This window comes from Rhizorhabdus wittichii, from assembly GCF_017607425.1.
GTDB lineage: Bacteria > Pseudomonadota > Alphaproteobacteria > Sphingomonadales > Sphingomonadaceae > Rhizorhabdus > Rhizorhabdus wittichii.
Genome location: NZ_CP059319.1, coordinates 853,709 through 879,801, shown reverse-complemented (window position 1 = coordinate 879,801; position 26,093 = coordinate 853,709). Strand labels below are relative to the sequence as shown.

The window sequence follows — 26,093 nt, the reverse complement described above, 5'->3', positions numbered from 1 at the left end:
GTCTTAGATGGCGAAGACGAACGGGAGCGAGGGTGGCGATCGAATCGACGGCGACGCCCCGCTCATCGATCTCAACGAAGGATCGCTCAAGAAGCTGATCGCCCGCGCGAAGCGCAAGGGCTACATCACCTACGAGCAGCTCAACGAGGCGCTGCCGCAGGACCAGATGACCTCCGACCAGCTCGAAGACGTGATGTCCGCGCTCAACGAGATGGGCGTGAACATCGTCGAGAACGAGGATGCCGGCGAGGACGAGCAGCCCGAGGAGGACGGCATCGACGAGGTCGCCGGCTCCGAGGAAGGCGATACCGGCCCTGCCCTCACCACCACGGCGAAGAAGGAAACGGTCGACCGCACCGACGATCCGGTGCGCATGTACCTGCGCGAGATGGGCGCCGTCGAGCTGCTCAGCCGCGAGGGCGAGATCGCGATCGCCAAGCGCATCGAGGCCGGCCGCGACACGATGATCCTGGGCCTCTGCGAGAGCCCGATCACCTTCAACGCGATCATCGAATGGTCGAACGCGCTCAACGAGGGCACGATGCAGCTGCGCGAGATCCTCGATCTCGACGCGATGCTGTCGAAGGGGCCGACCGCCGAGCAGGTCGAGAACGAGGACGCCGACGCCGAGATATCGGCCGAGACGGCCGGCCCGACCTTCAAGGAGGAGGAGGAGCCCGAGGAGGAGGCCTCCGCCGACGAGGACGAGGATTCGATGACCGAGCGGCGCGCCCCACGCCCGCAGGAAGACGACGACGAGGACAACACCCTCAGCCTCGCCCAGATGGAAGAGCAGCTCAAGCCGATGGCGCTCGAGCGGTTCGCGGCGATCACCGACCTCTACAAGACCTTCTCGCAGGTCCAGTCCGCGCGCGTCGCCGCGCTCGGCGTCGGCGACGACTTCCCGGCCGCCGAGGAGGAGCGCTACCAGGGCCTGCGCGAGCAGCTCACCGCCGAGGTCGAGAGCGTCCAGTTCCACGGCGCGAAGATCGAATATCTCGTCGACCAGCTCTATTCGTTCAACCGCCGGCTGACCACGCTGGGCGGGCAGATGCTGCGCCTGGCCGAGCGCCACAAGGTGCCGCGCCGCGACTTCCTCGAAGCCTATGTCAACCACGAGATGGAGGACGGCTGGCTCGACCGGGTCGGCCGGATCGACAAGAAGTGGGCGAATTTCGCGGCCAACGAGGCCGACGCGGTCGACCGCATCCGCAACGAGATCGGCGAGATCGCCCAGGCGACCGGCATGGCGCTCAGCGAGTTCCGCCGCATCGTCAACATGGTGCAGAAGGGCGAGCGCGAGGCGCGTATCGCGAAGAAGGAGATGGTCGAGGCCAATCTCCGCCTCGTCATCTCGATCGCCAAGAAATACACCAATCGCGGCCTGCAGTTCCTGGACCTGATCCAGGAGGGCAATATCGGGCTGATGAAGGCCGTCGACAAATTCGAATATCGCCGCGGCTACAAGTTCAGCACCTATGCGACCTGGTGGATCCGGCAGGCGATCACCCGCTCGATCGCCGACCAGGCGCGGACGATCCGCATCCCGGTCCACATGATCGAGACGATCAACAAGCTGGTCCGCACGAGCCGCCAGATCCTGCACGAGATCGGCCGCGAGCCGACCCCGGAGGAACTGGCCGAGCGGCTGTCGATGCCGCTCGAGAAGGTCCGCAAGGTGATGAAGATCGCCAAGGAGCCGATCAGCCTCGAGACGCCGATCGGCGATGAGGAGGACAGCCATCTCGGCGACTTCATCGAGGACAAGAACGCGATCATCCCGGTCGATGCCGCGATCCAGTCCAACCTGAAGGAAACCGTCACCCGCGTCCTCGCCAGCCTCACCCCGCGCGAGGAGCGCGTGCTGCGCATGCGCTTCGGCATCGGCATGAACACCGATCACACGCTGGAGGAGGTCGGCCAGCAATTCTCGGTGACGCGCGAACGCATCCGCCAGATCGAGGCGAAGGCGCTTCGCAAGCTCAAGCATCCGAGCCGCAGCCGCAAGATGCGGAGCTTCCTCGACCAATAGTGTCCGGTTCCCGGTCCCTATCGTCATCCCGGCGAAAGCCGGGATCTCCCTGCCTTTCCACGGTTCGGCGAAGAGAAGTGAGATCCCGGCTTTCGCCGGGATGACCATGAAGGGACCCAGTCGTCGTCCGCTCACAAATATTTCACCGCTGAATTATTGCGAACAGTTCGCATTAGCTATTGCGAGGGTGAATCGTTCGCGCTACGCGGCAGGACGTGAACCCGACGCCTGTCCCCCCTTCTTCCGCCGTGAAGCGCAAGCCGCAGCACAAGCCCTGGTACCGCTCGCGCGGCTGGTGGCTGAAGCAGCTCCACAATTGGCACTGGATGAGCGCCGCCATCTCGCTGATCGGCATGATGCTGTTCGCGGCGACCGGCATCACGCTCAACCATGCCGCGACGATCGCCGCCTCGCCCCATGTCCAGAATCTGTCGGCGAAGCTGCCGGCGCCGCTGCTCGCGCAGCTCGCCAAGCCTGCGTCGGACAACGCGCCGCTGCCGCCCGCCATCGTCGCCGAGCTCGATACCAGGCTCGAGCTCAACGCCGGCGGCAAGCCCGGCGAATGGTCCGACGACGAGGTCTATGTCGCCCTGCCCCGCCCCGGCGGCGATGCCTGGATCAGCATCGACCGCGCCAGCGGAGCGGTGACCGCCGAGATCACCGACCGCGGCTGGATCAGCTACCTCAACGATCTCCACAAGGGGCGCAACGCCGGCGGCGCCTGGGGCTGGTTCATCGACGTCTTCGCCGGGGCCTGCATCCTGTTCACGCTGACCGGCCTGTTCCTGCTCTACATGCATTCTAAGCCGCGCCCCCTGACCTGGCCGCTCGTGGGCCTGGGCCTGGTGGTGCCGATGCTGATCGTCGTCCTCTTCGTCCATTGAGAGAGATTGCCATGCGCACTACGCCCTTCCTGCTCATCGGTGGAATGATCGCCGCCCCCGCCTCGGCGGCCGGCACGATCAACGTCACCATCCCGCAGCTCAAGGTCGCCGAATATCACCGCCCCTATGTCGCGGTGTGGCTGGAGCCGGCCGGCGGCGGCGCTGCGCGCACCCTGGCGGTGTGGTACGACGTCAAGAAGGGCGGCAACGAGCCCGGCACCAAATGGCTGTCCGACCTGCGCGCCTGGTGGCGCAAGGGCGGCAAGAGCGCGAAGATGCCCGCCGACGGCATCAGCGGCGCGACCCGCGCGCCCGGCACCCACGCCATCCCGCTGCCCGCCGACCTGAAGCCCGGCAATTATGTGCTGGCCGTCGAGGCCGCGCGCGAAACCGGCGGCCGCGAACATGTCACCCTGCCGATCAGCGTCCCGGCCAAGCCCGCCAAGGCGGCCGGCAAGACCGAACTCGGCGCCGTCACCCTCTCCGCCCGTTGAAAGGACCGCCGATGAAGCGCTTTTCCACCCGCCTGCTCGCCGCAGCCGCGATCCTCGCCCTTCCCGCCGCCGCCTCGGCGCACCGCCAGTGGATGGTGCCGAACGCAACGGTGTTCTCGGGCACCAACAGCTGGGTGACGGTCGACGCCGCCGCCTCGAACGACCTGTTCTTCGCCGATCATCAGCCGATGCGGCTCGACGGCGTGAAGGTCTGGGCGCCCGACGGCAGCGAGGGCGCGATCGCCAATGGATCGACCGGCCGCTACCGCTCGACCTTCGACGTCAAGCTCGACAAGCCGGGCACCTGGAAGATCGGCACCTTCACCTCGGCGGTGATGGGCAGCTTCAAGGCCAATGGCGAGGAGCGCCGGATCGGTGGGCGTCCGGGCGGCGGAACGCCGCCGCTGTCGGTCGCCGACATCCCGGCCGACGCCACCGACGTCAAGCTGACCGAGGTGATCGGCCGCAACGAGCTCTACATCACCGCCGACGCGCCGAGCAGCACCGTGTTCACGCCGACCGGCAAGGGCATCGAATTCCAGCCGGTGACGCACCCCGACGAGCTGGTCGTAGGCGAGTCCGCCAGCTTCCGCTTCCTCGTCGACGGCAAGCCCGCCGGCGGGCTGAAGGTGACGGTGGTCCCCGGCGGCAAGCGCTACCGCAACGACGATGGCGCGCGCGATTTCACGACCGGGGCCGACGGTGTCGCGAAGATCGATTGGCCGACGCCGGGCATGTACTGGATCAACGCCTCGCTGACCGACGACAAGCCGTCGGCGCCGCGCGCGACCCAGCGCCGGATGAACTATGTGACGACCGTCGAGGTGCTGCTCCCCTGAGCGAAACCCGCATCGCCCTGCCCAAGGACATCGCGATCGCGGCCTTCGCCGATCGCGATCCGGCGCGGCCGCTGGCCGACCTGGGCGGCGAGACGATGGGAACCAGTTGGTCGGTGCGCTTCGCCGCGCCGGCCGGCTGCGATCCCGCAGCGGTCGAGGCGGCGATCCTCGCCCGGCTCGACACGATCATCGCCGAAATGAGCCACTGGCGAGCGGATTCGCTGATCTCCGCCTATAACCGCGCCGAAGCCGGAAGCTGGCACAGTCTTCCCGATGATTTCGCGGCGGTGATCGCCACCGCGCTCGATGTCGCGGCGCGCAGCGGCGGCGCCTTCGACCCGGCGATCGGCCGTCTCGTCGACCTTGCCGGCTTCGGCCCCGATCCCGCCCTGCGCAGCGACGCCGCCACGGCCCTCGCGCTCGCCCGCCAGAACGCCGGATGGCGGCGGCTGCGCTTCCGCGACGGCCGGCTCCTCCAGCCCGGTGGGCTTACCCTCGACCTGTCGGGCATCGCCAAGGGCCATGCCGTCGACGCGGTCGCCGACGCGCTCGGCGCGCTCGGCATCGCCCATGCGCTGGTCGAGATCGGCGGCGAGCTGGTCGGTCGCGGCGTCCGTCCCGACGGCGATCCCTGGTGGGTCGACCTCGAGAACCCGCCCGACCATCCGCTGCCGCCGCTGCGCATCGCGCTGCACGGCATCGCCGTCGCGACCTCGGGCGATTATCGGCGCGGCGCGCACAGCATCGATCCACGCACCGGCCGCTCGACCGACAACGGCGTCCGCTCGGTCAGCGTGATCCACAAGAGCGCGATGCTCGCCGACGCCTGGGCGACCGCGCTGACGGTGGCGGGCCCCGAAGCCGGCCTCGATCTGGCCCGGCGCGAGGGGATCGCCGCGCGGATCGTCGGCGATCGCGAATGCCTCAGCCCCGCGCTCGTCGAAATGCTGGAATATTGATCCCGGCCCCTTGCCCGTCGCGCCCTTCGGGGCCATAGGGCGCTTGAATCTCCCAACGAAGAGGCCGCGATGAAGACCCGCGTCTATGTCACCCTGAAGGGCGGCGTGCTCGATCCCCAGGGCAAGGCGATCCACCATGCGCTCGGCTCGCTCGGTTTCTCGGGTGTCAACGACGTCCGTGCCGGCAAGCTGATCGAGCTCGACCATGACGACGGCGTCAGCGATGCCGAAATCGAGGCGATGTGCAAGAAGCTGCTCGCCAACACCGTCATCGAGAATTTCCGGATCGAACGGGCCTGATCGGAGGCATATCATGAAGAGCGCGGTCATCGTCTTCCCCGGCTCCAATTGCGATCGCGACCTTGCCGTCGCGATCCGCGACGTCACGGGCAAGGCGCCGGACATGCTCTGGCACCAGGAAACGGCGCTGCCCGACGGCATCGGCCTGATCGCGGTGCCCGGCGGCTTCTCCTATGGCGACTATCTGCGTTCGGGCGCGATGGCGGCGCGGTCGCCGATCATGCGCGCGATCGTCGAGGCGGCCGGCCGCGGCGTGCCGGTGCTCGGCATCTGCAACGGCTTCCAGATCCTGACCGAGGCCGGGCTGCTGCCCGGCGCGCTGATGCGCAACGAGGGGCTGGACTTCGTCTGCCGCGAGGTCGCGCTGACCGTCGAGAACAGCCAGTCGACCTTCACCGCGCGCTACGACAAGGGCGAGAAGGTCCATTTCCCGGTCGCGCATCACGACGGCAACTTCACCGCCGACCGCGAGACGCTCGACCGGATCGAGGGCGAGGGCCGGGTCGCCTTCCGCTATGCCGAGGCGGTCAACGGGTCGGCGCGCGGCATCGCGGGCATCCTCAACGACGCCGGCAACGTGCTGGGCATGATGCCGCACCCCGAGCGGGTGATCGAGGCCGCGCACGGCAATGACGACGGCCGCCGCCTGTTCGAGGGCCTGCTGGAGACGGTGGCGTGACGGCGCCGCACGGCGCCGGCTGTCTGTGCGGCGCCGTGCGCTTCACCATCGATGCCGAGCCGATGGCGGCGCGCACCTGCTGGTGCCGGCTGTGCCAGTATCTCGGCGGCGGCACCGCGACGGCGAACATCTGCTTCCCGGCCGACAAGGTGCGCTGGACCGGCGAGATCCGCTATCATGACAGCGTCGCCGAGAGCGGCAATGCGATGCGGCGCGGCTTCTGCCCGACCTGCGGCACGCCGCTGACCAGCGAGGCGCTGAGCCGCCCGCACCTGATCTTCCTGCGCATCGGCGCGCTCGACGATCCCAACCTGATGGGGCCGCAGGCGACGATCTGGACCTCGCAGGCGCCCGACTGGGCCTGCATCTCGACCGAGATACCGAGCCTCGAGAGCCAGCCTCCGCCCGTCGCCTGATGCCGGGCGCCGGCCTTTTCATCTTCGTCGCGGCGGCGCTGTGCGAGATCGGCGGCTGCTTCGCCTTCTGGGCCTGGCTGCGGCTCGGCAAGTCGCCGCTCTGGGCGGTCGGCGGCGTCGGGCTGCTGATCCTGTTCGCCTGGCTCCTCACCCGCGTCGACAGCGCCGCCGCCGGACGCGCCTTCGCGGCCTATGGCGGCATCTACATCTGCGCGTCGCTCGGCTGGATGTGGGCGGTCGAGGGCGGCCGGCCCGATCGCTGGGACCTGATCGGCGCGCTGCTCTGCGCCGTGGGGAGCGCCGTCATCCTGCTCGGGCCGCGAACGGCCTGACCGCCTATACCCGTGTCCGGAACGGGGTGAAGTCGGTGCCCTCGTCGAACACGTCGATGCCCTCGCGCTTCTTGAGGAAGTTGACCACGACATAGGTGGCCGGGGTCAGGATCACCTCCCAGCTCACCTTCAGCACCCATTGGGTGACGAGCACCTTGAAGACCAGATTGCTCGTCCACCCTTCCGCGCCGAGGAAGGCGAGCGGATAGAAGATCAGGCTGTCGACCCCCTGCCCCGCGACGGTCGAACCGATCGTGCGGGTCCAGAGATGCTTGCCGCCGGTCCACAGCTTCATCTTGGCGAGGACATAGCTGTTGACGAACTCGCCCGCCCAGAAGGCGGTGATCGAGGCGACGACGATGCGCGGCACCTGTCCGAACACCTGCTCATAGGCCGCCTGCCCGGTCCAGTTCTTGTCGGGCGGCAGCGCCACGACGACCAGGCTCATCACCACCATGAACAGCAGCGCCGCCGTTCCCGCCCAGATGCAGCGGCGCGCGCGGCCATAGCCATAGACCTCGGTCATGATGTCGCCGATCACATAGCCGACCGGGAAGAACAGGATGCCCGCGCCGAACGGCCAGGGCCCGATGCCGGGAATGTGGACCACCGCGACCTTGCCCGCGCCCAGCACGTTGGACAGCAGCAAGATGGTGACGAACGCCGCCATCACGAAATCGAAATAGCGGAAGTGCCGGCCCTTTATGGCTTCGGCGTCGGAGGCGACGGGCGCGGCGCTGCTATCGTTCATAAGGCCACACTAACGGCGTTCCATCCGAGCGCAATCCACGCTATCTGCCGCCCCGACGCGCGCCCGTAGCTCAGTTGGATAGAGCACGAGCCTTCTAAGCTTGGGGTCGCAGGTTCGAATCCTGCCGGGCGCGCCACTTCGGTTCGAAATCCCGAACGCCTGACTGGCACCGCCATGCAATCATTCGTGAAGTTGCGGCCCCAGTTCCGCCAAAAAAAGCACTTGCCCCGAACAAGGCCGCCACACATTCTGGTTGGACAGTCGTAACGAATTGCGAGGGGACGCCCGTGACGATCCGCCATCTGAGCATCATCGCCGCCTGCGGGCCGCTCCTGCTGCCCTCCATCGCGTCAGCGCAGGCGCCGCGCGACCTGGGGGACCTGATCGGTGCCCGCGCGGCCGGCGGCGAGACGCAGCTCGAAGAACGGGGCTATGTCCATATCAAGACCCAGAAGGGTGACGATCGGGCGTGGAGCTACTGGTGGCAGCCGAAGCACCGTGCCTGCGTGTCGGTGGCCGTTTTCGACGGGCGGTTCGATGCCATCACGACGACGCCGGCGGCCGATTGCAACCAGGGCAACGCCAAGACGGACGGGAAAGGCGGCTCCGGCGCGGCGGCGGCAGCGGCCATCGGCGTTGCCCTCGTCGGGGTGGCGGCGCTCGCGCACAACTCGCACAACCACGACAATGGGAAGCATCTCGACGACGAGGCCGCGGATTCGCAGTTCGAGCGCGGCTATCGCGACGGCCTCTATGCGCAATCCTACCATAATTACGATCGGGCCGATGCCTATTCGGACGGCTATTCCAAGGGCGTCGCCCAGCGCGACAACGAAACCCGGCATCGCGACGGCCATGCCGACGATGCCGGCGGCTATCGCGCCTCGGTCAACGTCAACGACCTCGTCACCCAGCGGGCGGCGAGCGCAGACGTCGAGCTCCAGAAGCGCGGCTTCCGGACCGTGAACGCCTATCAGGCCGGCGATTCCGCCTATACGATCCGGTCGAACGAGCGAACCGGCCAGTGCGTGCAGGTCGCCGTCAAGGACGGGCGCATCCGCTACATCGCCGCGATCAAGCCATCGGCCTGCCGCTGACGCCTGGCGCGAGGCGGAAGACGTGGATTTCCTGCGCCTTTTCCAATCGATCGAGGAACTGCTCTATGAAGTGATGAGCTGGCTGATCTTCTATCCGCGCACGCTGTGGCGGTCGGTCCGGCATCCGATGGAGATGCTGCTCTATTCCGAAAGGGAATTGAGGGACCCCGCCGAGGACCAGTTCACGGACATGCTCAGCCCGCCGCTGTTCCTGCTGCTCACCATATTGCTGTCGCACCTGATCGAGATCGGTTCGCATAGCAGCCTGCCCAAGGCCACCAGTCCGATCGGCCAGCAGATCATGACGTCGGACCAGAACCTCCTGCTGTTGCGCTTCGTCCTCTTCTCCATCTATCCGCTGATGTTCGCGGCGCGCCGGCTGAAGGCACAGGGCCTGCCGCTCGACCGCGAGACCCTCCGCCAGCCCTTTTTCGCGCAATGCTACATCGCCGGCCCCGCGGCCCTCATCCTGGGCATCGCCGCGATCCTCGTGCGCGCGCAGCATCCGGCGGTCGTCCTGAGCGGCTTCGCGATCGCCCTGCTCGGCATCGCCTGGTATCTGCGCATCGAAACCATCTGGCTGCACCGCCACAGCCATATGACGCGATCCGCCGCCATTCGTTCGGTGCTGGGCACCTGGCTGGCTGCCGCGATCTTCAACGGCATCGCCAGCATCCTGATCGTGGGGGCACCATGACGCGCGACATTCCCTTCTCCCGCCGCTGGGGCATCCGGCTGGGCACGATCCTCTGGTTCGTGGCCGGGCTCGGCTTCCTCCTCGCGCTGCCGATCCTCGTCCAGGCGACGGGCTGGGCGCTGCCGGTGGTCGCGCTGCTGGCCGCGCTGATCGCGTTGCCGCTGGCCTGGCTCTTCCGGAAGCTGCTCGGATCGCGCCGGACCTTGCTGCAAAGCTGGATCGGGTGGGCGGTGGCCCTGTTCTTCCTCCTGTCGATCCTGCTCGCCGCGCCGATCTACTATCTCGCCGCCGTCACGCAGATGCGTCCCGCCCTGGTGCCACAGGTCACGCTCACCAACGGCCGCAAGACGATCGTCTTCCAGGGCATGCAGCATGTCGGGATCGAGCGCTTCTACAAGTCGGTGGTCTACGATCTCGAAGACGCCCTCTCGCAGGGCTATGTCCTCTATTATGAGGGCGTCCGGCCCGCGACGCCCGAAGCCGACGCCTGGCTCGACCGGACGGTGACCGGCGGCCGCGATCTCAGCGAGACCTATCGCGCGCTGGGCGACCTGTGCGGCCTCCAGTTCCAGAACGATTATTTCCAGCTTCTCGGCCGCGATGCGCAGGTCCATCCCGCCTCGCACGTCGTCGCGGACGTCAGCACGCTCGACCTGAAGCGGGAATATGACCGGCTGATGGCGACCGACCCGGGCTTCGCCAAGGCGATGGCCGCGAAGCCGAAGAGCGACGCGGCCTCGCCCGACCGGATGGAAGCCGCGATCCGTTTCCTCCGGCAGGGAACGGAGGGGCAGCGCGCCATTGCCGGCATCCTGTGCCGCGGCTTCATGACGCTGTCGCTGACGCGGGCGAGCGGTCCCCCCTCGGGCGATCCGCTCGACCGGGTGCTGATCGACTTCCGCAACCGCCAACTCGCGGCCCGGCTGATCGCCGAGCCCAGGCCGCGCATCTACCTCACCTATGGCGCGATGCACCTGCCCGGCCTGTTCGCGCTGCTGCGCAAGAACGACCCGCAATGGCATGTGGCGTCGGTCAAATGGATGCGGACGATCGACGCGCCCGAGGATCATGACGGGCAGATGCCCGCCCTCCCCGCCGCCGGCCGATAGGGCCGGCGTCCGAAGGGACCGCGCCGCGCCGCGCAGCCCCTTCGGCGACGCTCAGATCACGCCGAGCGAGCGCATCGCCTCGGCGACGCGGACGAAGCCGGCGATGTTGGCGCCGAGCACATAGTTGCCGGGCGCGGCATATTCCTCGGCCGTCTCGGCGCAATTGTCGTGGATGTTGCGCATGATCTGGGCGAGCCGCTCCTCGGTCTGCTCGAACGACCAGCTATCGCGCGAGGCGTTCTGCTGCATTTCGAGCGCGGAGGTGGCGACGCCGCCCGCATTGGCCGCCTTGCCCGGCGCGAACAGCACGCCGGCGCGCTGGAACAGGTCCACGGCCTCGGGGGTCGACGGCATGTTGGCGCCCTCGCCCACCGCGATCACGCCATTCTTGATGAGGGTGTTCGCATCCTTGGCGGTCAGCTCGTTCTGCGTCGCGCAGGGGAGCGCGATGTCGCACGGCACGTCCCAGATCGAGCCATTCTCGATATAATGCGCCCTGGCGCCGGCGGCGCGGGCATATTCGGACAGCCGCTCGCGGCGCACTTCCTTGATCTCCTTGAGCAGATCGAGGTCGATGCCCTCCTCGTCGAGGATATAGCCGTTCGAATCGGAGCAGGCGATCACCTTGCCGCCGAACTGACGCACCTTCTCGATCGCGTAGATCGCGACGTTGCCCGAGCCCGACACGACGACGCGCTTGCCGTCGAACGCCTGGTCCTTCGTGCCCAGCATCCGCTGGACGAAATAGACGAGGCCATAGCCGGTCGCCTCGGTCCGCGCGCGCGATCCGCCGTAGACCAGGCCCTTGCCGGTGAGGACGCCCGCCTCATAGCGGTTGTTGAGCCGCTTATACTGGCCGAACATATAGCCGATCTCGCGGCCGCCGACGCCGATGTCGCCCGCCGGCACGTCGGTATATTCGCCGAGATGGCGCTGAAGCTCGGTCATGAAGGCCTGGCAGAAGCGCATCACCTCCCCGTCGGAGCGGCCGCGCGGGTTGAAGTCCGAACCGCCCTTGCCGCCGCCGATCGGCATGCCGGTCAGCGCATTCTTGAAGATCTGCTCGAACCCCAGGAACTTGACGATGCCGAGGTTGACCGAGGGGTGGAAGCGGATGCCGCCTTTATAGGGGCCGAGCGCCGAGTTGAACTGGACGCGGAAGCCGCGGTTGATCTGGACCTGACCCGAATCGTCGACCCAGGGCACGCGGAAGATGATCTGGCGCTCGGGTTCGCAGATTCGTTCGATCAGCGCATGATCGGCATAGTCGGGATGCTTGGCGACGACGCGGCCCAGGCTTTCCAGCACCTCCCGCACGGCCTGGTGGAATTCGGCCTCCCCGGCGTTACGGCGCAATACTTCTTCAAGAACCGGCTGCAACTTTTCGTCAATATTGCTCAACGACCCCTCCAATCTGCACGTTTCGAGCGTGCCTTTGGCGCAATCGTTGCATGTTTCGCAACCCGTCTGTCGACATCTCGTCGATTTCCGGGGTGATATCGGCCGGTCCGGCCACCGGATCAGCCGTTGATCATCCGCCGGATCACCCAGGCGACGAGCCCCAGCAGCGCGACGCTCGCCGCCCAGATGCCGACGAACCAGGCGAGCCGCCGCCAGAGCGGGCCGGGCTCAGTGATATCCGGCTTCATCGACCTTGCCGCGGAACACCCAATAGGCCCAGATGGTGTAGCCGAGGATGATCGGCACCAGCACCACCGCCCCGACCAGCATGAAGGCCTGGCTCCGCTCTGGCGCGGCCGCCTCCCAGATCGTCACACGCCCTGGAACGACGTCGGGGTAGATCGAGATGGCGAGGCCGAGCATCGACAGGCCGAACAGGCCCAGGGTCAGCAGGAAAGGCATGCCGTCGCGCCGCCCGCCGATCGACCGCCACAACAGCAGCGCGACGACGGCGACGAGCAGCGGCACCGGGATCGTCACGAACAGGCCGGGATAGCCGAACCAGCGCTCATGATATTTGCCTTCGAGGAACGGCGTGTAGAGGCTGACCGCCGCGATCGCGACGAGCAGCGCCAGGCACAACGGCCGGGCGAAGCGCCGCGCGTCGGCCTGGAGAGCGCCCTCCGTCTTCCAGATCAGCCAGCCCGCGCCGAGCAACGCATAGCCGATCGCCAGGCTGACCCCGGTCAGCAGCGAGAAGGGCGTCAGCCAGTCCCACCAACCGCCGGCATAGGCCCGGCCGCCGACCTCGATCCCCTGCAGCAGCGCGCCGAGGGTGATGCCCTGCGCCAGCGTCGCGACCAGCGATCCGCCGCAGAAGGCCGCGTCCCAGAAGGCGCGGTGCCCCGGATCGCGCCAGCGGAACTCGAAGGCGACGCCGCGAAAGACGAGGCCGAGCAGCATCGCCGTCAGCGGCGCGTAGAGTGCCGGCAGGATGATCGCATAGGCGAGCGGAAAGGCCGCCATCAGCCCGCCCCCGCCGAGCACCAGCCAGGTCTCGTTGCCGTCCCAGACCGGCGCGATGCTGTTCATCGCCATGTCGCGCTCGCCACCGACCCGGAACCCCGGGAAGAGGATGCCGATCCCCAGGTCGAAGCCGTCCATCACGACATAGGCGGCCACCGCGAAGGCGATGATCGCCGCCCAGGCGAGGGTGAGGTCGAAGCCGATCATGGCCTTTCTCCTTCGACGGCCGGCGCGGGGGTGATGCCGGCGCTGCGGATCGGTCCCTCGACCGGCTCGGCGCTCTCGCCGCGCTGGGGCGGCTTCGCCATCAGCTTGAGGATGTACCAGACGCCCACCCCGAACACCGCGAAATAGACGATGATGAAGGCGAGCAGCGACGCGCCGACCGCGGGCGCCGCCAGCGGCGAGGCGGCGTCGGCGGTGCGCAGCAGCCCGTAGACGACATAGGGCTGGCGGCCGACCTCGGTCGTCACCCAGCCCGCGATCACCGCGACGAAGCCCGCCGGGCCGAGCAGGATGGCGAGGCGATGGAGCAGCGGCCAGTCGTAGAGCCGCCCCCGCGCCCGCGCGATCAGGCTGAACAGGCCGAGCGCGAAGATCGCGAAGCCTATCCCGACCATGATCCGGAACGACCAGAAGACGATGCCGACCGGCGGATGATCGCGCTCGGGCACCGTATCGAGCCCGGCGAGCGGCGCGTCGGGGTCGTGCTTGAGGATCAGCGAGGACATCTTGGGGATCTCGACCGCCAGGTCGACCCGCTGCTCCGCGCTGTTCGGGATGCCGAACAGGATCAGCGGCGCGCCGTGCGGATGGCTCTGATAATGGCCTTCCATCGCCATCACCTTGGCCGGCTGATGCTCGAGCGTGTTGAGCCCGTGCATGTCGCCGGCGAGGATCTGGATCGGCGCCACCAGCGCCGCCATCCACATCGCCATCGAGAACATCGTCCGCGCGCCGCGATTGGCGCCGTCGCGCAGCAGATGCCAGGCGCCGACCCCGCCGACCACCAGCGCCGTCGTCAGATAGGCGGCGATCACGGTGTGGACGAGGCGATAGGGGAAGCTGGGGTTGAAGATGATCGCCGCCCAGCTCGGCCCCGGCACGAACTGCCCGTTCGCCGCGATCTCGTAGCCGACCGGGGTCTGCATCCAGCTGTTCGCCGACAATATCCAGAAGGCCGAGATGAAGGTGCCGATCGCGACCGCGCAGGTCGCGGCGAAATGCAGCCCCTTCCCAACCTTGTTGATCCCGAACAGCATGACGCCGAGGAAGCCTGCCTCCAGGAAGAAGGCGGTCAGCACCTCATAGGCCATCAGCGGGCCGATCACCGCCCCCGCCTTGTCGCTGAACACCGACCAGTTGGTGCCGAACTGGTAGGACATGACGATCCCCGACACGACCCCCATGGCGAAGGCGATCGCGAAGATCTTCAGCCAGTAGCGGTAGAGATTGGCGTAGATCGCGTTGCCCGTCTTCAGCCACAGCGCCTCCAGCACCATCAGGTAGCTGGCCAGCCCGATCGAGAAGGACGGGAAGATGAAATGGAAACTGACGGTGAAGGCGAACTGGATGCGCGCCAGCACCACGGGATCGAAGGCGTCCAGCATCGGTGCGATGCTCCCCTCTAGACGGGGCGGACCGGCAAGGGAGCGGCCCCGAGTCGAAGCGGTCCGGCGGTTTCCGGCCGCGGCGCGCCTATATCAGCATTTCGCCGCAGTGCGGGAAAAATCGTGTCGATTCGTATATTTCCCGATGCGTCGCGCCATCGCGATTGCACCCGTCGCCGCCCCGACCTAAGCCCCGCCCATGGTCACCGAAGCCTCCCTGTCGCTCTTCCCGCTGGCCGGCGTGCCGCTGATCGAAGCCGGCGCCGATCTCGCCGCCGTGGTGCTCGCGGCGCTGGAGACGAGCGGCCGGTCGCTCGTCGACGGCGACATCGTCGTCCTCGCCCAGAAGATCGTCTCCAAGGCGGAGGGGCGGCTGGTCGAGCTGGCCGGCGTCACCGCCTCGGCCCAGGCGATCGACATCGCCCGGCAGGTCGACAAGGACCCGCGCCTCGTCGAGCTGATCCTGTCCGAGGCGCAGGAGGTGATGCGCGTCCGCAAGGGCGTGCTGATCGTCCGCCACCGGCTCGGCCTGGTCCTCGCCAATGCCGGCATCGACCAGTCGAACATCGACCATGACGGCCAGTCCCGCGCCCTCCTCCTCCCCGTCGATCCCGACGCCAGCGCCCGCGCGCTGCGCGCCGCCCTCGCCGAGCGCAGCGGCGTCGACGTGGCGGTGCTGATCATCGACAGCCTCGGCCGCGCCTGGCGCACCGGCACCACCGGCACCGCGATCGGCGTCGCCGGCATGCCCGCGCTGCTCGACCTGCGCGGGCGCGAGGACCTGCACGGCCGGCGGCTGGAAACCAGCGAACTCGGCCTCGCCGACGAGGTCGCCGCCGCCGCCTCGCTGGTCATGGGCCAGGCCGACGAGGGCCGCCCGATCGTGATCGTGCGCGGGGTCGATCATGACCGCCGCGACGGCAGCGCCGCCGATCTGATCCGCCCGCGCCACATGGACCTGTTCGCATGATCCTGGCGCTCGCCGGCGGCGTCGGAGGGGCGCGGCTCGCGCGCGGCCTCGCCGCGATCCTGCCGCCCGAAAAACTGACGATCGCCGTCAACACCGGCGACGATTTCGAGCATCTCGGCCTGCTCGTCTGCCCTGACATCGACACAGTCTGCTACACGCTGGCGGGCATCAACAACGCCGCCCAGGGCTGGGGGCTGGAGGGCGAGAGCTGGGCGTTCATGGACGCGCTCGGCAAGCTCGGCGGCGAAAGCTGGTTCAACCTCGGCGACCGCGACCTCGCGACCCACGTGCTGCGCACCGGCATGATCGGGCGGCAGAGCCTGTCGGAGATCACCGCGCTGCTCGCCGGACGGATGGGCATCGCCCACCGCATCGTCCCGATGAGCGACGACCGGGTCCGGACGATGGTCGACACCGACGAGGGCGAATTGCCCTTCCAGCAGTATTTCGTCCGCCGTCGCGCCGAGCCCCGTTTCCGGGCGATCCGCTTCGACGGGATCGAGACGGCCCGCCCCTCGGCCGGCCTGCTCGATGCGGTCGCCGATCCGGCGCTGGAGGCGGTGATCCTCTGCCCGTCCAACCCGGTGCTCAGCATCACGCCCATCCTCGCCCTGTCCGGCGTCCGGGCGGCGCTGGCGGCGCGCGGCGTCCCGATCGTCGCGGTGTCGCCCTTCATCGGCGGCCAGGCCGTGAAGGGGCCCGCCGCCAAGATCATGGGCGAGATCGGCCTCGCCACCACCCCGGCGGGGCTCGCGGCCTATTATGACGGGCTGCTCGACGGCATCGTCATCGACGGCGCCGATGCGGGCGCCGACGCCGGGAACGCCGCGCTGCACATCACCGCTACGCTGATGCGCGACCTCGACGACCAGCGCCGCCTCGCCGACGAGACGATCGCCTTCGCGCGCCGCCTGCGCTGAGATGGATACCCATCTCGTCCTGGCCGTCCGTCCGCCCGAGGAAGGCAAGAGCCGGCTCGCGGCCACGATCGACAGTAATCAGAGATCAGCGCTCAATTACAATATGTTCCGGCACGTCCTGAAGATCGGGAGCGAGCTTTTTCCGCCCGAACGCATCATCCTCGTCAGCCGATCGGGCGCGCTCCGCGATGAGGTGGCGGCGCTGGGCGGGCATGCGCTGGAGGAAAGCGGCGACGATCTCAACGCGGCGCTCGAACAGGGTGCCGCCTTCGCGATGGGGCACGGCGCCGGATCGCTGCTGTCGCTGAGCAGCGACCTGCCCGGCCTGACCGTGGACGACGTGCGGGCAATGCTCGACGCCCCCGCGCCGGTCGCGATCGCAACCGATCGGCTGCGGACCGGCACCAACGCGCTGCGGATGCGCCCGGCCGGGGCGATCCCGTTCCGCTATGGGGTGGACAGCCTCGCCGCCCATCTCGCCGCCGCGACGGCAGCGAAGCTGGAGGCCGTGGTCATCGAACGGCCAGGCCTGGCGGGCGACATCGATACGCCCGCCGACCTGGCCGAATGGCGGCGTCGCTGACCTATTTCTCGAAATTGTCGGCGACGAAGCGGTCGAGCAGGCGCACGCCGTAGCCGGTCGCCCCCTTATCCCACGTCGCGCCTGGCTTCGAGGCCCAGACCATGCCGGCGATATCGAGATGCGCCCAGCGGACCCCGTCCTCGATATAGCGCTTGAGGAATTGCGCGGCGGTGATCGAGCCGCCCTCGCGCGGGCCGACATTCTTCATGTCGGCGATCGGCGAATCGATCAGCTTGTCGAAGGCATCGCCGAGCGGCATCCGCCACAGCTTGTCGCCCACCGCGCCGCCGGCGGCGGAAAGCTGGTCGGCCAGCGCGTCGTCATTGGCGAACATCCCGCCATATTCATGGCCGAGCGAGATGATCATGGCGCCGGTCAGGGTGGCGAGGTCGATGATCGTCTTCGGGTTGCGGGTCTTCTGCACCCAGGTCAACGCGTCGCACAGGACGAGGCGGCCCTCGGCGTCGGTGTTGATCACCTCGATCGTCTGGCCCGACATGGAGGTGACCACGTCGCCCGGGCGCTGGGCATTGCCGTCGGGCATGTTCTCGACCAGGCCGCAGACGCCGATGACGTGCGCCTTCGCCTTGCGCAGCGCCAGCGCCTTCATCGTCCCCGCGACGGCGCCCGCGCCGCCCATGTCCCACTTCATGTCCTCCATGCCGGCCGGCGGCTTGAGCGAGATGCCGCCGGTGTCGAAGGTCACGCCCTTGCCGACCAGGGCGATCGGCGGCTCCGCGCCGCCGGTGCCGTCCCAGGTCATGACCAGCAGCCGGGGCTCGCGCACCGATCCCTGCGCGACGCCGAGCAGCGCGCCCATGCCGAGCTTGGCCATCGCATCGCGATCGAGCACCTCGATCTTCACGCCGAGATCGGCGAGCGGGCGGCAGCGTTCGACGAAGCTTTCCGGATAGAGGATGTTGGCGGGCTCGGCGACCAACTCGCGGGTGAACATCACGCCCTCGGCGACCGCCTCACGGTCCTTCCAGGCCTCCGCCGCGCCGGCGCCGCCGCCGACGATGACGATCTCCTCCAGCGACGGGCGCTGCTTGGCGTCCAGCCTGGTGCGATAGGCGTCGTGCCGCCATGCGCGCAGCACCGCGCCGAAGGCGAGCGCGGCCGCCGCATCGGCCGGCTTGTCGCCCGCGACCGCCGAGATGTCGACGACCAGCGCGGTCTCGCCCGAGGTCAGCAGCTTGGCCACCAGCGCGGCGCCGGCCCGCTCGAAATCATTCTTCGATCCGACGCCGGCGAGCAGCAGGCGCCGGTTGGCCGCATCGGTCTCGCCGAAGAATTCGACCACGGCACCGCTCTCGCCATCGAACCGGTTGGCCTGGGCGGCGATGCGCGCCAGCGCCTGGGCCGCGTCGGGCAGCGCGGCAAGGCCGGCGCCGCCGATCGTGGCGGGCGCGACCGCGATCGCAAGGGCGTGGGGCCGGGCCGGCCGGCTGTCGACAAAGCTGATGCGCATCGGGGAAATCTTCCTTTTTGGTGTTGGCTCCCATCTAGGGCGAGCACCCGTGCGTCGCAACCGGGGTTAGCCAGAGGATTGCAGCCGGGCGTCGGGTGCGATAGGCGGCGCGAACGCATGTTTCGGGCGATCCGTCCGCGCGTCACAAGGGGTAGCGTGAAGAAGCCGATCCTGTTCCTGCTGGCGACGACCCTCCCCCTGCCGTTCGCGGCGGCCCCGCTTCGCGCGCAGAGCATCGCGACGCCCCCCGCCGGTCCCCCGCTCCAGGGCGACGCGCCGACCCCGGCGAACGAGGAGGAAGTGACCTTCGCGGCCGACACGCTGACCTATGACGACAATGCCGAGATCGTCACGGCGACCGGCAATGTCCGGATGATGCGGCAGGGCGACCGGCTGCGCGCCGACAAGGTCCAGTGGAACCAGAAGACCGGCGTGGTCCGCGCCGAAGGCAATGTCGCCGTGGTCAATTCGGGCAACGACACGCTGTACGGCGACTCGGTCGAGCTGACCGATTCGCTGCGCGACGGCGTGATCCAGAATCTGCTGCTCGTGCTCAACGACGGCGGCCGCCTCGCCGCCGTTCACGGCGTCCGCCGCAACGAGGTCACGACACTCGACAAGGCGGTCTACACGCCTTGCGCGGTGCTCGACAGCAAGGGCTGCCCCAAGGAGCCGATCTGGAAGATCAGCGCGGTCCGCGTCGTCCACGATCCGGCCAAGCACCGGATCAGCTATGACGGCGCGCGGATCAGCTTCCTCGGCACCCCGATCCTGTGGCTGCCCGGCCTGTCGCATCCCGACGGCAGCGGCGGCGGCGGATCGGGCCTGCTGCTGCCCGACGTCAAATATAGCCGGACGAACGGCGCCGAGCTCGGCCTGCCCTATTATTTCCAGCTCGCGCCCAATCGCGACCTGACGATCACCCCGCATGTCTACAGCAAGGTGCTGCCGGCGATCGAGGCGCAGTATCGCGCGCTGACCGGCAACGGCGCCTGGCAGGCCGCGGGCATGCTGACCTACAGCTCGCGCTTCGCGGCGACGACCGGGACGACGCCGGCGCCGGACGGCAATCGCGACATCCGCGGGTATATCGACGCCAATGGCCGGTTCCAGCTCGATCCCTATTGGACGCTGTCGGGATCGATCCGCGGCACCAGCGACCGCACCTTCCTGCGCCGCTACGACATCTCGCGCGACGACCGCCTGCGCAACCAGATCCAGGCCGAGCGGATCACCCCGAACAGCTATCTGTCGATCAAGGGCTGGGCGGTGCAGACGCTCCGCACCAACGACAAGCAGGGCCAGCAGCCGATCGCCCTGCCCGCGATCGACTATCGCCTGCGCCTCACCGATCCCTGGGTCGGCGGGACGTTCACCGTCCAGGCCAACAGCCTTGCGCTGATCCGCACCGCCGGCCAGGACACCCAGCGCGCCTTCGCCGCCGTGCAGTGGGACATGCGCCGCTACACCCCGCTCGGCCAGGAATTCACCCTGACCGGCTATGCCCGCGGCGACATCTACCATACCGACCAGGTCGGCCAGACCTCGACGATCGTCTATCGCGGCGATCCGGGCTGGACGCCGCGCGGCATCGCGGCGGTGGCGGCCGACATGCGCTGGCCCTTCGTCGGCGAATTCCTGGGCGGATCGCAGCGGATCACCCCGCGCGTCCAGATCGTCGCCAGCCCGAAGACCCGCAACCTCAGCATCCCGAACGAGGATGCCCGCGCGATCGACCTCGAGGATTCGAACCTGTTCGCGCTCAACCGCTTCTCGGGCTACGACCGCTGGGAAGACGGCAGCCGCATCACCTATGGCGCCGAATGGGCGGTCGACCTGCCGGGCATCTCGTTCAACACGGTGATCGGCCAGAGCTATCGCCTGTCGAACAAGTCGACCCTGCTGCCGGTCGGCACCGGCCTGTCGGACCGGCTGTCGGACATCGTCGGCCGCACCACGATCAAATATGGGCGCTTCCTGGAGCTCACCCACCGCTTCCGGCTCGACAAGGACAATTTCGCGGTCCGCCGCAACGAGATCGACGCGACGATCGGCACCCAGCGGACCTATGCGACGATCGGCTATCTCAAGCTCAACCGTGACATCGCCGCGACGATCGAGGACCTGCGCGACCGCGAGGAGGTTCGCCTCGGCGCGCGCATCCAGATCGCGCGCTACTGGTCGGTGTTCGGCTCGACCGTGATCGACCTGACCGGCCGGCGCGAGGATCCGCTGACGCTGTCCGACGGTTATCAGCCGATTCGGCACCGTCTCGGCATCCTGTACGACGACGATTGCATCGAGCTTGGCGTCACCTGGCGCCGCGAATATGACGCGATCGGCGATGCCCGGCGCGGAAATACCTTCCTGTTGCGACTGGCGCTCAAGAATTTGGGCCGCTAAGCCTGCATTCAGCGGGCGCATGCCAGGGGACAGCCCGTCTGGCCAGATTGAGGATGTGACTAGGTGCGTGGACTGATGCTGAGGCGGGGCGGCTTTTGGATGACGGCGGCGGCGGTCGGGGCGATCGCCCTGGCGACGCCGATCATCGCCCAGACGATGATGGACGACGAGGATGTCGGCGGCCTCAATATCCCGAAGGACATCACCGTCTTCGGCAACAGGGACCCGAACATCCGCACCGCGACGGCGATCGTCAACGGCACGATCATCACCCAGACCGACGTCGAGCAGAGGCTGGCGCTGGTGATCGCGGCCAATGGCGGCAACATCCCCGACGAGGAGCGCGAGCGCCTGCGCCTGCAGGTGCTGCGCAACCTGATCGACGAGACGCTGCAGATCCAGGAGGCGACCGCCCAGAAGGTCGAGGTGTCGCGCGAGGAAGTGCAGCAGACCTATGACCGGGTCGCCGCCAACTTCCGCAAGTCGCCCAAGGAGTTCGCCGAGTTCCTGCACGAGAAGGGATCGTCCCAGGCGTCGATCAAGCGGCAGATCGAGGGCGAGGCCGCCTGGCGCCGCGTGCTCAGCCGCAAGGTCGAGCCGTTCGTCGCGGTCAGCGACGAGGAGGTCAACGCGATCATCGCCCGCCTCAAGGCGTCGAAGGGCGCCAACGAATATCATGTCGGCGAGATATTCCTGTCGGCGACGCCCGAGACGATGAACGAAGCCAACGCCAATGCGGAGCGGATCATCGATCAGGTCCGCCGTGGCGCTTCCTTCGCGGCCTATGCGCGGCAATTCTCCGAAGCGTCGACCGCGGCGGTCGGCGGCGATCTCGGCTGGGTCCGGGCCGAGCAGCTTCCCGACCAGCTTTCCGCGGTCGTCAACCAGCTCCAGCCCGGCCAGATCAGCCAGCCCATCGCCATCCCCGGCGGCTATTCGATCCTGCTGCTGAGCGACAAGCGCCAGGTGCTCGGCGCCGATCCGCGCGACGCGCAGCTCCTCCTCAAGCAGCTCACCGTCAACTTCCCGCCGGGCATCACCCAGGCGCAGGCGACCCCGAAGGTCGAGGCGTTCGCCAAGGCGCTCGAACAGATCAAGGGCTGCGGCAACGCCAATGAGGTCGCCGCCAATATCGGCGCCGAGGTCGTCAACAACGACCAGATGAAGATCCGCGACCTGCCGCCGCAGCTCCAGGAAGTGATGCTCAACCTGCAGATCGGTCAGTCGACCCCGCCCTTCGGGTCGATGCGCGACGGCATCCGCGCGCTGATCCTGTGCGGCCGCGACGATCCGGCGCCCTCGTCGGGCCCGTCGTTCGAGCAGATCCAGTCGCAGATCGAGCAGGAACGCGTCAATCGCCGCGCCCAGCGCTATCTGCGCGACCTGCGGCGCGACGCCGTCATCGAATATCGATGAGGCGATGGAGATAGGGCCCCTTGCCGTCGCGCTGGGCGATCCCGCCGGGATCGGCCCAGAGATCGTCGCCAAGGCCTGGGACGCCCGCGAGGCGCAGCGTCTGGCCCCGTTCTTCGCGGTCGGCGACCGGCGTTCGATCGAAGCCGTCTGGCAGGGACCGATCCGGCAGATCGCCAGTCCCGACGAAGCCGCCGCCCATTTTGCCGACGCGCTGCCGCTGATCCAGATTTCCGACACCGGGCCGATCATCCCGGGCCGGCCTGACCTGGCCGGCGCCCGCTGCGCGCTCGACTCGCTCGAACTGGCGGCCGGGCTCGCCCGTTCGGCGATGGTCGGCGGGCTCGTCACCGCGCCGGTGGCGAAGGCGCAGCTCTACGCGATCGGCTTCGCCCATCCCGGCCAGACCGAATTCGTCGCCGAACGCTGCGGCGTGGCGTCGGCGAACACGGTGATGATGCTGGCGGGACCGACCCTGCGGGCCGTTCCGATCACCACCCATATGCCGCTGCGCGACGTCGCCGACCATGTGACGGTCGACCTGATCGTCGCCAAGGCGCGCGCCACCGATCGCGGCCTGAGCCGCAATTTCGGGATCGAGCGCCCGCGCCTCGCCATAGCGGGCTTCAATCCGCATGCCGGGGAACAGGGCGCGATCGGCCGGGAGGAGATCGACCTGATCATCCCCGCCGTCGAGCAGCTTCGCGCCGAAGGGATCGACATCGTCGGGCCGCTCGCCGCCGACACGATGTTCCACGCCCGCGCCCGCGCCCAATATGATTGCGCACTGTGCCTCTATCATGATCAGGCGCTGATCCCGCTCAAGACGCTGCATTTCGACGAGGGCGTCAACATGACGCTCGGCCTGCCGATCGTGCGGACCGCGCCCGACCATGGCACCGCCTTCGGCATCGCCGGCCAGAACAAGGCGCATCCGGGCGCGATGATCGCGGCGATCGCGCTGGCCGCGGAAGCCGCCCGGAACCGCCTCGTCCACGCATGAGCCGCGCACTGCCGGACCTGCCGCCGCTGCGCGAGGTGATCGCGCGCCACGGGCTCAGCGCGAACAAGGCGCTCGGCCAGAATTTCCTGCTCGACGGCCAGTTGCTCGACCGGATCGCGCGCGTCCCCGGCGATCTCGACGGCGCGACGGTCTATGAGGTCGGCCCCGGCCCCGGCGGCCTGACCCGCGCACTGCTCGGCGCCGGCGCCTCGGTGGTCGCGGTCGAGCGCGACGACCGCTGCCTCGCCGCGCTGGAGGAGCTCAACCAGGCCTCGGGCGGGCGGCTGCGCGTGATCTCCGCCGACGCGATGAAGATCGACGAGCGGGCGGAGGCCGGCGACGGCGCGCATATCGCCTCCAACCTGCCCTATAATGTCGGCACCGCGCTGTTCGTCCGCTGGATGACGCTCGACGCCTGGCCGCCCTGGTGGCGCTCGCTGACGCTGATGTTCCAGAAGGAGGTCGCCGAGCGGATCGTGGCGAAGCCGGGCAGCGCCGCCTATGGCCGGCTCGCCGTGCTGGCGCAGTGGCGCGCGACCCCCGTCATCGCGATGAACGTCCACCGCTCGGCCTTCGTTCCTCCGCCCAAGGTGATGTCGGCGATCGTCCACGTCGTTCCCGCCGCCCAGCCCGAAGGGGCGAGCATGGCGACGATCGAGACGCTGACCGCCGCCGCCTTCGGCCAGCGCCGCAAGATGCTGCGCCAGAGCCTCAAGGGCGTGAAGGGCGCGGTCGAGGCGCTGGCGACGGTCGGCATCGATCCCGAACGGCGCGCCGAGACGGTCACGGTCGACGAGTTCGTGGCGCTGGCGCGGATTCTGTCCTGACCCCGCCGGGGGTTGGATCGGAGCATACCCCCCAATCGTCATTCCCGCGAAAGCGGGAATCCACGGTCACGGCACATTCCGTCTCTTGCGAACCGCCGTCCATGGATTCCCGCTTTCGCGGGAATGACGCGGGTCACTTGTCGCTGACGACGCTCTTTTCCTCGCCCTTGGGCGGGACCTTGTCGTTGGGCTGCGCGGCGGCGACGGCGGCCGGTGGCGGGCCCTTGGCGATCGCGGCGGCCAGCTCGGTCGCGGGGACGCACTCGCTCTTGCACAGCGCCTTGACCCGCGCGAGGTTGGCGCGGGCGCGCTCGACGGCGCCCTTCTGCACCATCGCCTCGCCCTGCGCCGACAGCGCGGCGACGTCATTGGGTTCGAGCGCGAGCGCCTCGAAATACATGCGGATCGCCTTGCCCGGAAGCTGCTGCGCCTGCGCGACCCGGCCGAGCGCGACGAAGGCCGCGCGGTTGCGCGGGTCGATCGCGAGCGCGGTCTCCAGCGCGTCGTTGGCTCCCTGGAGGTTGCCCGCCTTCAGCGCCGCCTGGCCCTCGGTCAGCAGCGCGAGCGACTTCGGATTGATCTGATCGTCGGCCTTCTGGCCGTTCACCCCGCTCGAAACCGCCGCGAGGGTCAGGGACAGGGCAATCGCAACCGGCGAAAAACGCATCAAAATCTCCACTAGCGACGCTGGCCGGCTTTCTATCATGCACGTACCAGCCTGGCGACGAAAAAGCCGTCGGTGCCGTCATGCCCGGGGCTGAGCAGCGTTCCGCCATCCTGATAGCGCCCGGCGCTGAACGGAAGCTGAGCGGCCGCGAACGAGGATCGCCGGCCGAGGAAGGCGCGGAGCTGCCCGGCTCCCTCCTCGTCGAGCAGCGAGCAGACCGCATAGACCAGCGCGCCGCCCGGCCGGACCAGATCGGCCGCCAGGTCGAGCAGCCGCGCCTGCGTCTCGACCAGCCTGGCGAGGCGATCGGGGGTCAGCCGCCAGCGCGCCTCGGGGTTGCGCCGCCAGGTGCCGGTGCCCGAGCAGGGCGCGTCGACCAGCACCACGTCGCAAGCGTCGCGCAGGTCGCCGAGCGTCGCCATCTCCCGGCCGGGATCGAGCAGGCGCGTCTCGATGCCGCCGAAGCCCGAGCGCTGGGCGCGCGGCGCGAGCCGGTCGAGCCGGGCCCGGTTGGTGTCGCTCGCGATCAGCCGTCCGCCGCCGCCCATGTCGTCGGCCAGCGCCAGCGTCTTGCCCCCTGCCCCCGCGCAGAGATCGAGCACGGTCATGCCGCCGGCCGCCTGCCCCGCGAGCGCGATGAGTTGGCTGCCCTCGTCCTGGATCTCGACCAGACCGTCGACCCAGGGCGCGCTCGCCTCGATCGGGGTGCCCTCGGGCAGGCGCAGGCCGTGCGGCGCGAACGGGGTGGGCTGCGCGTCGGGCAGCAGGGCGGCGATCGCATCGCGATCGGCCCGGCTGTGATTGACCCGGAGGTCGAGCGGCGCGCGTTCGAGCAGCGCGGCATGTTCGGACGGATCGATCCGGTCCGCCAGCCAGCGCGGCAGCGCGCCCGCCGGACTGCCCTCCTCGTCCGCGGCGATCGGCGCGGGCGTGTGCGGCGCCCCGTCGAACGCCGCCGCCAGCGCCGCATCCTCGCGGGCGAGGCCGACCAGCGCGGCGCGTCCGCTCGCCGGCACCTCGCCGGTGCGGCGGATGGCGCGGTAGATCAGCTCGCGGATCGCCCGGCGATCCTTCGATCCGGCATAGCGCCGCGTCTTGAAATAGCGCGCGATCAGCGTGTCGGCGGCCGCGCCGCCTTCTCGAGCCGCGCGGACGATCTCGTCGAGCAGCTCGATCGCCGCCTGCGCGCGGGCGCCCGGCGTCATCCCGA

General features: G+C 68.7%; 27 protein-coding genes and 1 tRNA gene. 20 read left to right on the top strand and 8 right to left on the bottom strand.

Annotation, left to right across the window (positions count from 1 at the left end; all coding sequences use genetic code 11):
* Positions 1 to 7 precede the first annotated feature (7 nt).
* The 9 genes from rpoD (at position 8) to HRJ34_RS04240 (ending at position 6,935) form a co-directional block, all read left to right on the top strand.
* Positions 8 to 2,032 carry an RNA polymerase sigma factor RpoD gene (gene rpoD / locus HRJ34_RS04280; RefSeq protein WP_011951279.1) on the top strand — a complete coding sequence of 675 codons (2,025 nt, stop codon included), beginning with the start codon at positions 8 to 10 and terminating at the stop codon, positions 2,030 to 2,032.
* A 248-nt stretch (positions 2,033 to 2,280) separates the two neighbouring features.
* Positions 2,281 to 2,916 carry a PepSY-associated TM helix domain-containing protein gene (locus tag HRJ34_RS04275; RefSeq protein WP_208633444.1) on the top strand — a complete coding sequence of 212 codons (636 nt, stop codon included), beginning with the start codon at positions 2,281 to 2,283 and terminating at the stop codon, positions 2,914 to 2,916.
* 11 nt (positions 2,917 to 2,927) lie between these two features.
* Positions 2,928 to 3,410 (top strand): DUF2271 domain-containing protein, encoded by a 483-nt coding sequence (locus HRJ34_RS04270; RefSeq protein WP_029548440.1) that lies wholly within the window; start codon positions 2,928 to 2,930, stop codon positions 3,408 to 3,410.
* Between the two features lie 11 nt (positions 3,411 to 3,421).
* Positions 3,422 to 4,249, top strand: a complete 828-nt coding sequence (locus HRJ34_RS04265; protein WP_208633443.1) for a DUF4198 domain-containing protein — start codon at positions 3,422 to 3,424, stop codon at positions 4,247 to 4,249.
* 95 nt (positions 4,250 to 4,344) lie between these two features.
* The gene (locus HRJ34_RS04260; RefSeq protein WP_208633442.1) at positions 4,345 to 5,208 is read left to right on the top strand and encodes an FAD:protein FMN transferase; all 864 of its coding nucleotides are present in this window, start codon (positions 4,345 to 4,347) and stop codon (positions 5,206 to 5,208) included.
* Positions 5,209 to 5,277: 69 nt separating this feature from the next.
* Complete coding sequence (purS, locus tag HRJ34_RS04255; protein WP_011951274.1) at positions 5,278 to 5,508, top strand: phosphoribosylformylglycinamidine synthase subunit PurS; 231 nt, start codon at positions 5,278 to 5,280, stop codon at positions 5,506 to 5,508.
* 13 nt (positions 5,509 to 5,521) lie between these two features.
* Positions 5,522 to 6,187: a phosphoribosylformylglycinamidine synthase subunit PurQ gene (purQ, locus tag HRJ34_RS04250; RefSeq protein WP_011951273.1), complete on the top strand. Its 666-nt coding sequence runs from the start codon at positions 5,522 to 5,524 to the stop codon at positions 6,185 to 6,187.
* Positions 6,184 to 6,603 (top strand): GFA family protein, encoded by a 420-nt coding sequence (locus tag HRJ34_RS04245; protein ID WP_011951272.1) that lies wholly within the window; start codon positions 6,184 to 6,186, stop codon positions 6,601 to 6,603. Before purQ ends, HRJ34_RS04245 begins: the two co-directional genes overlap by 4 nt.
* Complete coding sequence (locus HRJ34_RS04240) at positions 6,603 to 6,935, top strand: YnfA family protein (RefSeq protein ID WP_016744089.1); 333 nt, start codon at positions 6,603 to 6,605, stop codon at positions 6,933 to 6,935. The genes HRJ34_RS04245 and HRJ34_RS04240 overlap by 1 nt, the downstream gene beginning before the upstream one ends.
* Positions 6,936 to 6,939: 4 nt before the next feature.
* Here the strand turns inward: HRJ34_RS04240 and HRJ34_RS04235 are convergent, their stop codons facing one another.
* Positions 6,940 to 7,686, bottom strand: a complete 747-nt coding sequence (locus HRJ34_RS04235) for a queuosine precursor transporter (protein ID WP_208633441.1) — start codon at positions 7,684 to 7,686, stop codon at positions 6,940 to 6,942.
* 59 nt (positions 7,687 to 7,745) lie between these two features.
* Between HRJ34_RS04235 and HRJ34_RS04230 the strand changes: the two genes are divergently transcribed.
* The 4 genes from HRJ34_RS04230 to HRJ34_RS04215 all read left to right on the top strand — a co-directional run bounded on the left by HRJ34_RS04230 (position 7,746) and on the right by HRJ34_RS04215 (position 10,589).
* Positions 7,746 to 7,822 (top strand) — tRNA-Arg (locus HRJ34_RS04230).
* 151 nt (positions 7,823 to 7,973) lie between these two features.
* On the top strand, positions 7,974 to 8,783 hold the full coding sequence (locus HRJ34_RS04225; RefSeq protein ID WP_226949038.1) for a hypothetical protein: 810 nt from the start codon (positions 7,974 to 7,976) through the stop codon (positions 8,781 to 8,783).
* Between the two features lie 22 nt (positions 8,784 to 8,805).
* Complete coding sequence (locus tag HRJ34_RS04220) at positions 8,806 to 9,480, top strand: hypothetical protein (RefSeq protein ID WP_011951268.1); 675 nt, start codon at positions 8,806 to 8,808, stop codon at positions 9,478 to 9,480.
* Positions 9,477 to 10,589 carry a hypothetical protein gene (locus HRJ34_RS04215; protein ID WP_208633440.1) on the top strand — a complete coding sequence of 371 codons (1,113 nt, stop codon included), beginning with the start codon at positions 9,477 to 9,479 and terminating at the stop codon, positions 10,587 to 10,589. The genes HRJ34_RS04220 and HRJ34_RS04215 overlap by 4 nt, the downstream gene beginning before the upstream one ends.
* A 51-nt stretch (positions 10,590 to 10,640) precedes the next feature.
* On the opposite strand, the gene gdhA is transcribed toward HRJ34_RS04215, so the two are convergent.
* From gdhA to HRJ34_RS04195, 4 genes are all read right to left on the bottom strand, one after another.
* Positions 10,641 to 11,990 (bottom strand): NADP-specific glutamate dehydrogenase, encoded by a 1,350-nt coding sequence (gene gdhA / locus HRJ34_RS04210; RefSeq protein ID WP_030090494.1) that lies wholly within the window; start codon positions 11,988 to 11,990, stop codon positions 10,641 to 10,643.
* Between the two features lie 119 nt (positions 11,991 to 12,109).
* Positions 12,110 to 12,238, bottom strand: coding sequence for a DUF2474 domain-containing protein (locus tag HRJ34_RS04205; RefSeq protein ID WP_016744094.1), 129 nt, complete (start codon positions 12,236 to 12,238; stop codon positions 12,110 to 12,112).
* Positions 12,219 to 13,223 (bottom strand): cytochrome d ubiquinol oxidase subunit II, encoded by a 1,005-nt coding sequence (gene cydB / locus HRJ34_RS04200; RefSeq protein WP_011951265.1) that lies wholly within the window; start codon positions 13,221 to 13,223, stop codon positions 12,219 to 12,221. Before cydB ends, HRJ34_RS04205 begins: the two co-directional genes overlap by 20 nt.
* Positions 13,220 to 14,626: a cytochrome ubiquinol oxidase subunit I gene (locus tag HRJ34_RS04195; RefSeq protein ID WP_011951264.1), complete on the bottom strand. Its 1,407-nt coding sequence runs from the start codon at positions 14,624 to 14,626 to the stop codon at positions 13,220 to 13,222. The genes cydB and HRJ34_RS04195 overlap by 4 nt, the downstream gene beginning before the upstream one ends.
* 199 nt (positions 14,627 to 14,825) lie before the next feature.
* Between HRJ34_RS04195 and cofE the strand changes: the two genes are divergently transcribed.
* Genes cofE through cofC form a run of 3 tightly spaced genes read left to right on the top strand, consistent with a single transcriptional unit; the run spans position 14,826 to position 17,099 of the window.
* On the top strand, positions 14,826 to 15,596 hold the full coding sequence (cofE, locus tag HRJ34_RS04190; protein ID WP_208633439.1) for a coenzyme F420-0:L-glutamate ligase: 771 nt from the start codon (positions 14,826 to 14,828) through the stop codon (positions 15,594 to 15,596).
* A complete protein-coding gene (cofD, locus tag HRJ34_RS04185) occupies positions 15,593 to 16,516 on the top strand; it encodes a 2-phospho-L-lactate transferase (RefSeq protein ID WP_208633438.1) in 924 nt (307 codons plus the stop codon). Before cofE ends, cofD begins: the two co-directional genes overlap by 4 nt.
* A 1-nt stretch (position 16,517) precedes the next feature.
* The gene (gene cofC, locus HRJ34_RS04180; protein WP_208633437.1) at positions 16,518 to 17,099 is read left to right on the top strand and encodes a 2-phospho-L-lactate guanylyltransferase; all 582 of its coding nucleotides are present in this window, start codon (positions 16,518 to 16,520) and stop codon (positions 17,097 to 17,099) included.
* A gap of 1 nt (position 17,100) precedes the next feature.
* Here the strand turns inward: cofC and HRJ34_RS04175 are convergent, their stop codons facing one another.
* On the bottom strand, positions 17,101 to 18,570 hold the full coding sequence (locus HRJ34_RS04175; protein ID WP_208633436.1) for a leucyl aminopeptidase: 1,470 nt from the start codon (positions 18,568 to 18,570) through the stop codon (positions 17,101 to 17,103).
* A gap of 156 nt (positions 18,571 to 18,726) precedes the next feature.
* On the opposite strand from HRJ34_RS04175, the gene HRJ34_RS04170 reads away from it, so the two are divergent.
* The 4 genes from HRJ34_RS04170 to rsmA all read left to right on the top strand — a co-directional run bounded on the left by HRJ34_RS04170 (position 18,727) and on the right by rsmA (position 24,216).
* Positions 18,727 to 20,973 carry an LPS-assembly protein LptD gene (locus HRJ34_RS04170; protein WP_011951259.1) on the top strand — a complete coding sequence of 749 codons (2,247 nt, stop codon included), beginning with the start codon at positions 18,727 to 18,729 and terminating at the stop codon, positions 20,971 to 20,973.
* 99 nt (positions 20,974 to 21,072) lie between these two features.
* Complete coding sequence (locus tag HRJ34_RS04165; RefSeq protein WP_226948539.1) at positions 21,073 to 22,389, top strand: peptidylprolyl isomerase; 1,317 nt, start codon at positions 21,073 to 21,075, stop codon at positions 22,387 to 22,389.
* A 4-nt stretch (positions 22,390 to 22,393) separates the two neighbouring features.
* On the top strand, positions 22,394 to 23,389 hold the full coding sequence (gene pdxA / locus HRJ34_RS04160) for a 4-hydroxythreonine-4-phosphate dehydrogenase PdxA (RefSeq protein WP_029992230.1): 996 nt from the start codon (positions 22,394 to 22,396) through the stop codon (positions 23,387 to 23,389).
* Positions 23,386 to 24,216, top strand: coding sequence for a 16S rRNA (adenine(1518)-N(6)/adenine(1519)-N(6))-dimethyltransferase RsmA (gene rsmA / locus HRJ34_RS04155; protein WP_208633435.1), 831 nt, complete (start codon positions 23,386 to 23,388; stop codon positions 24,214 to 24,216). Before pdxA ends, rsmA begins: the two co-directional genes overlap by 4 nt.
* 133 nt (positions 24,217 to 24,349) lie before the next feature.
* Here the strand turns inward: rsmA and HRJ34_RS04150 are convergent, their stop codons facing one another.
* Together HRJ34_RS04150 and HRJ34_RS04145 are read right to left on the bottom strand one after the other, a co-directional pair.
* Positions 24,350 to 24,883: a hypothetical protein gene (locus HRJ34_RS04150; protein WP_208633434.1), complete on the bottom strand. Its 534-nt coding sequence runs from the start codon at positions 24,881 to 24,883 to the stop codon at positions 24,350 to 24,352.
* Between the two features lie 35 nt (positions 24,884 to 24,918).
* Entirely contained in the window at positions 24,919 to 26,088 is a 1,170-nt protein-coding gene (locus HRJ34_RS04145) for an RsmB/NOP family class I SAM-dependent RNA methyltransferase (RefSeq protein ID WP_208633433.1), read from the bottom strand.
* Positions 26,089 to 26,093 lie beyond the last annotated feature (5 nt).

What these genes read in the sequence shown, in the direction of transcription:
- rpoD (WP_011951279.1), top strand. Translation starts at nt 8, where the DNA reads ATGGCGAAGACGAACGGGAGCGAGGGTGGCGATCGAATCGACGGCGAC.
- HRJ34_RS04270 (WP_029548440.1), top strand. Translation starts at nt 2,928, where the DNA reads ATGCGCACTACGCCCTTCCTGCTCATCGGTGGAATGATCGCCGCCCCC.
- HRJ34_RS04265 (WP_208633443.1), top strand. Translation starts at nt 3,422, where the DNA reads ATGAAGCGCTTTTCCACCCGCCTGCTCGCCGCAGCCGCGATCCTCGCC.
- HRJ34_RS04260 (WP_208633442.1), top strand. Translation starts at nt 4,345, where the DNA reads ATGGGAACCAGTTGGTCGGTGCGCTTCGCCGCGCCGGCCGGCTGCGAT.
- purS (WP_011951274.1), top strand. Translation starts at nt 5,278, where the DNA reads ATGAAGACCCGCGTCTATGTCACCCTGAAGGGCGGCGTGCTCGATCCC.
- purQ (WP_011951273.1), top strand. Translation starts at nt 5,522, where the DNA reads ATGAAGAGCGCGGTCATCGTCTTCCCCGGCTCCAATTGCGATCGCGAC.
- HRJ34_RS04240 (WP_016744089.1), top strand. Translation starts at nt 6,603, where the DNA reads ATGCCGGGCGCCGGCCTTTTCATCTTCGTCGCGGCGGCGCTGTGCGAG.
- HRJ34_RS04235 (WP_208633441.1), bottom strand. Translation starts at nt 7,686, where the DNA reads ATGAACGATAGCAGCGCCGCGCCCGTCGCCTCCGACGCCGAAGCCATA.
- HRJ34_RS04215 (WP_208633440.1), top strand. Translation starts at nt 9,477, where the DNA reads ATGACGCGCGACATTCCCTTCTCCCGCCGCTGGGGCATCCGGCTGGGC.
- HRJ34_RS04205 (WP_016744094.1), bottom strand. Translation starts at nt 12,238, where the DNA reads ATGAAGCCGGATATCACTGAGCCCGGCCCGCTCTGGCGGCGGCTCGCC.
- cydB (WP_011951265.1), bottom strand. Translation starts at nt 13,223, where the DNA reads ATGATCGGCTTCGACCTCACCCTCGCCTGGGCGGCGATCATCGCCTTC.
- HRJ34_RS04195 (WP_011951264.1), bottom strand. Translation starts at nt 14,626, where the DNA reads ATGCTGGACGCCTTCGATCCCGTGGTGCTGGCGCGCATCCAGTTCGCC.
- cofE (WP_208633439.1), top strand. Translation starts at nt 14,826, where the DNA reads ATGGTCACCGAAGCCTCCCTGTCGCTCTTCCCGCTGGCCGGCGTGCCG.
- cofD (WP_208633438.1), top strand. Translation starts at nt 15,593, where the DNA reads ATGATCCTGGCGCTCGCCGGCGGCGTCGGAGGGGCGCGGCTCGCGCGC.
- cofC (WP_208633437.1), top strand. Translation starts at nt 16,518, where the DNA reads ATGGATACCCATCTCGTCCTGGCCGTCCGTCCGCCCGAGGAAGGCAAG.
- HRJ34_RS04175 (WP_208633436.1), bottom strand. Translation starts at nt 18,570, where the DNA reads ATGCGCATCAGCTTTGTCGACAGCCGGCCGGCCCGGCCCCACGCCCTT.
- HRJ34_RS04165 (WP_226948539.1), top strand. Translation starts at nt 21,073, where the DNA reads ATGACGGCGGCGGCGGTCGGGGCGATCGCCCTGGCGACGCCGATCATC.
- pdxA (WP_029992230.1), top strand. Translation starts at nt 22,394, where the DNA reads ATGGAGATAGGGCCCCTTGCCGTCGCGCTGGGCGATCCCGCCGGGATC.
- rsmA (WP_208633435.1), top strand. Translation starts at nt 23,386, where the DNA reads ATGAGCCGCGCACTGCCGGACCTGCCGCCGCTGCGCGAGGTGATCGCG.
- HRJ34_RS04150 (WP_208633434.1), bottom strand. Translation starts at nt 24,883, where the DNA reads ATGCGTTTTTCGCCGGTTGCGATTGCCCTGTCCCTGACCCTCGCGGCG.
- HRJ34_RS04145 (WP_208633433.1), bottom strand. Translation starts at nt 26,088, where the DNA reads ATGACGCCGGGCGCCCGCGCGCAGGCGGCGATCGAGCTGCTCGACGAG.